The 2,659-nt window shown below is 74.1% G+C and carries 3 protein-coding genes and 1 pseudogene; 3 read left to right on the forward strand and 1 reads right to left on the reverse strand.

Features of this window, described 5'->3' with window-relative positions; translation table 11 throughout:
* The 3 genes and pseudogenes from AB0M20_RS36985 to AB0M20_RS36995 all read left to right on the forward strand — a co-directional run.
* Window positions 1–1,222 (forward strand): annotated as a pseudogene (locus AB0M20_RS36985) (amylo-alpha-1,6-glucosidase); the annotation flags it as partial.
* Between the two features lie 37 nt (window positions 1,223–1,259).
* On the forward strand, window positions 1,260–2,024 hold the full coding sequence (locus AB0M20_RS36990) for a MarR family transcriptional regulator (RefSeq protein ID WP_364305385.1): 765 nt from the start codon (window positions 1,260–1,262) through the stop codon (window positions 2,022–2,024).
* A 20-nt stretch (window positions 2,025–2,044) separates the two neighbouring features.
* The gene (locus AB0M20_RS36995) at window positions 2,045–2,437 is read left to right on the forward strand and encodes a VOC family protein (RefSeq protein ID WP_364305387.1); all 393 of its coding nucleotides are present in this window, start codon (window positions 2,045–2,047) and stop codon (window positions 2,435–2,437) included.
* A gap of 7 nt (window positions 2,438–2,444) precedes the next feature.
* On the opposite strand, the gene AB0M20_RS37000 is transcribed toward AB0M20_RS36995, so the two are convergent.
* On the reverse strand, window positions 2,445–2,659 hold a 215-nt coding region (locus AB0M20_RS37000), incomplete at its 5' end, for a DUF6223 family protein (protein WP_364305388.1).

Raw genomic sequence — 2,659 nt, forward strand, 5'->3', positions numbered from 1 at the left:
CGACCGCACCACGACCCGGGGCGCCCCCACGGTGGCCCGCGACGACCTGGCGCGGTGCGTACACAAAGGACTTGCCGATCTCGACGCCCTCAGCATGCCGGCGCCCGGCGTACCCGGCGCGATCGTGCCGGCCGCCGGCGCACCGTGGTTCCTCACCGTCTTCGGCCGCGACAGCCTGCTGACCTCCTTGTTCGCCCTGCACCACCGGCCGGAGCTGGCCGCCGGCACGCTGCAGGTGCTGGCCGCCACCCAGGGCCGGACCACCGACGAGTCGCGGGTGGAGGAGCCGGGCAAGGTGATCCACGAGACGCGCCGCGGGGAGCTCGCCACCACCGGCGAGGTGCCCTACGGCCGCTACTACGGGTCGGTCGACGCCACGCCACTGTTCCTGATGCTGCTCGCCGCCCACCACGAGGTGACCGGCGACGACCGGCTGGCCCGACGGCTGGAGCCGGCGGCGCGGGCGGCGGTGGGCTGGATGCTCGGACCGGGCGGCCTGACGGCCGGCTACCTGCGCTACCGCACCGATCTGCCGGGTCTGGTGCACCACTGCTGGAAGGACTCGGCCGACTCCATCGTCTTCTCCGACGGCACGCCGGCCGCCGGGCCGATCGCGGTCGCCGAGGCGCAGGGGTACGCCTACCGGGCGCTTCTGGGCACCGCCCGGCTCGCCGCGCGCGTGTGGGGCGACCCGGACTTCTCCGCGATGCTCACCGCCACCGCGGCCGGCCTGCGCGACCGGTTCGCCGCCGACTTCCGCCTGCCGGACGGCTTCGTGGCGCTCGCCCTCGACGCGACCGGCGCGGCGGTCGACGCGGCGGCGTCCAACGCCGGGCACGTCCTCTGGTGCGGGTTGCTCGACGACGACTGGGCGGCCACGGTGGCCGAGCGGCTGGCCCGCGACGACTTCTTCTCCGGCTGGGGCGTGCGGACACTGGCCGCCGGGCAGGCCGCGTACCACCCGATGTCCTACCACCGCGGCGGGGTGTGGCCGCACGACACGGCGATCGCCGTGGCGGGCCTGGCCGCCGCCGGGCGCCGCGCCGAGGCGGCGATCATCGCCGACGGGCTGCTCGCCGCCGCGTCCCATACCGGGGACCGGCTCCCCGAGGTGATGACCGGCCTGGCCCGGGAGCGGGGGTGCGGCCCGGTGCCGTACCCGCACTCGTGCTCGCCGCAGGCGTGGGCGGCCGCCGCCCCGCTGCTGTTGCTGACCGTGTGAGCATTTACATCAAGCTGATTTGATGTATTGTCGACCCATGCCTGGCCGGCGAGAAGACACGCCCGCGCTGCCGGCGATCCTCGGGCTCGCCGGGCACGCGATCCGGTGGCAGCTGCTCGGCGAGCTGGCCCGCAGCGATCGTCAGGTGCACGAGCTGACCGCGTCGCTCGGGCAGCCGCAAAATCTGGTCTCCTACCATCTGGGGCGGCTCCGCGGGGCGAGGCTGGTCTCGGCCCGCCGCAGTTCGGCCGACCGCCGCGACACCTACTACAGCCTCGATCTGGCGTTGTGCGGAGAGCTGCTGGCCGGTGCGGGCGGCGCGTTGCATCCGGCGCTGGCGCTCGCCCCGCCCGCGATGCCGGCGCCGCCGGCCGGCCTGCCACCGATCCGGGTGCTGTTCCTGTGCACCGGCAACAGTTCCCGCTCGCAGATGGCCGAGGCGCTGCTGCGGCGGATGGCCGGCGGAGCCGTCCAGGTGTTCAGCGCCGGCAGCCGGCCCACGGCGGTGAACCCCGATGCGGTCGCGGCGATGGCGGCCCACGGCATCGACCTGAGTGCGGCTCGCGCCAAGCATCTCGACGAGTTCGCCGGCCACCGTTTCGACTACGTGATCACCCTGTGCGACCGGGTGCGGGAGATCTGCCCGGAGTTCCCCGGCGATCCGCAACCGGTGCACTGGAGCATCCAGGACCCCGCTGTGTTGCCCGACGGCCGTCCGGCGTTCCGGCGGACCGCCTCGGAGCTCGCCGAGCGCGTCACCTTTCTGCTGCACCGCATCCTGCGGCCACAGCACACCGCCTGACCATCGACCGTGGAGGAGAGATGGACATCCGATCCGATGACACCGTCAACGTCCGATACATGGTGGACGACGTCCAGACCGCAATCGACTTCTACACCGAGCATTTCGGCTTCGCCGTCCGGAGCGCGGCGTTGCCGGCCTTCGCCGACGTCACGCGCGGGCATTTGCGGCTGCTGCTCTCCGGGCCGCGCAGCTCGGCCGGCCGGCCGATGCCCGACGGCCGCTCACCCGCTCCGGGCGGGTGGAACCGGATCCACTTCGTCGTCGCGGACATCACCGCGGAGGTCGATCGGCTCCGCGGCGCCGGAGTGAGATTCCGCAACGACATCGTCACCGGCCCGGGCGGGAGTCAGATCCTGCTGGAGGACCCCTCGGGGAACCCCGTGGAGCTGTTCCAGCCGGCCGGTGGGTGACCGAGCCTCATGGCCTTGCGCCGGTGAGCCGGGAGCGGGCCAGAGCCAGCGTGGCGACGGCGGCGGCGATCACGCCCAGCGCCACCGCGACGACCGCCCCGGCCAGACCGTTGCCGGTGCCCAGACCGCCGGCGGCGTTGGCCGCGTGCAGGCCGCCGACGATCGCACTGACCAACCCCGCGGTCAGCGCCGCGAGGGCGGCGGCGCGCCCGGTGCCGACGC

Source organism: Actinoplanes sp. NPDC051633 (assembly GCF_040681735.1).
Classification (GTDB): domain Bacteria; phylum Actinomycetota; class Actinomycetes; order Mycobacteriales; family Micromonosporaceae; genus Actinoplanes.

Coding starts and splice junctions, on each gene's coding strand:
- AB0M20_RS36990 (WP_364305385.1), top strand. CDS start 1,260: ATGCCTGGCCGGCGAGAAGACACGCCCGCGCTGCCGGCGATCCTCGGG.
- AB0M20_RS36995 (WP_364305387.1), top strand. CDS start 2,045: ATGGACATCCGATCCGATGACACCGTCAACGTCCGATACATGGTGGAC.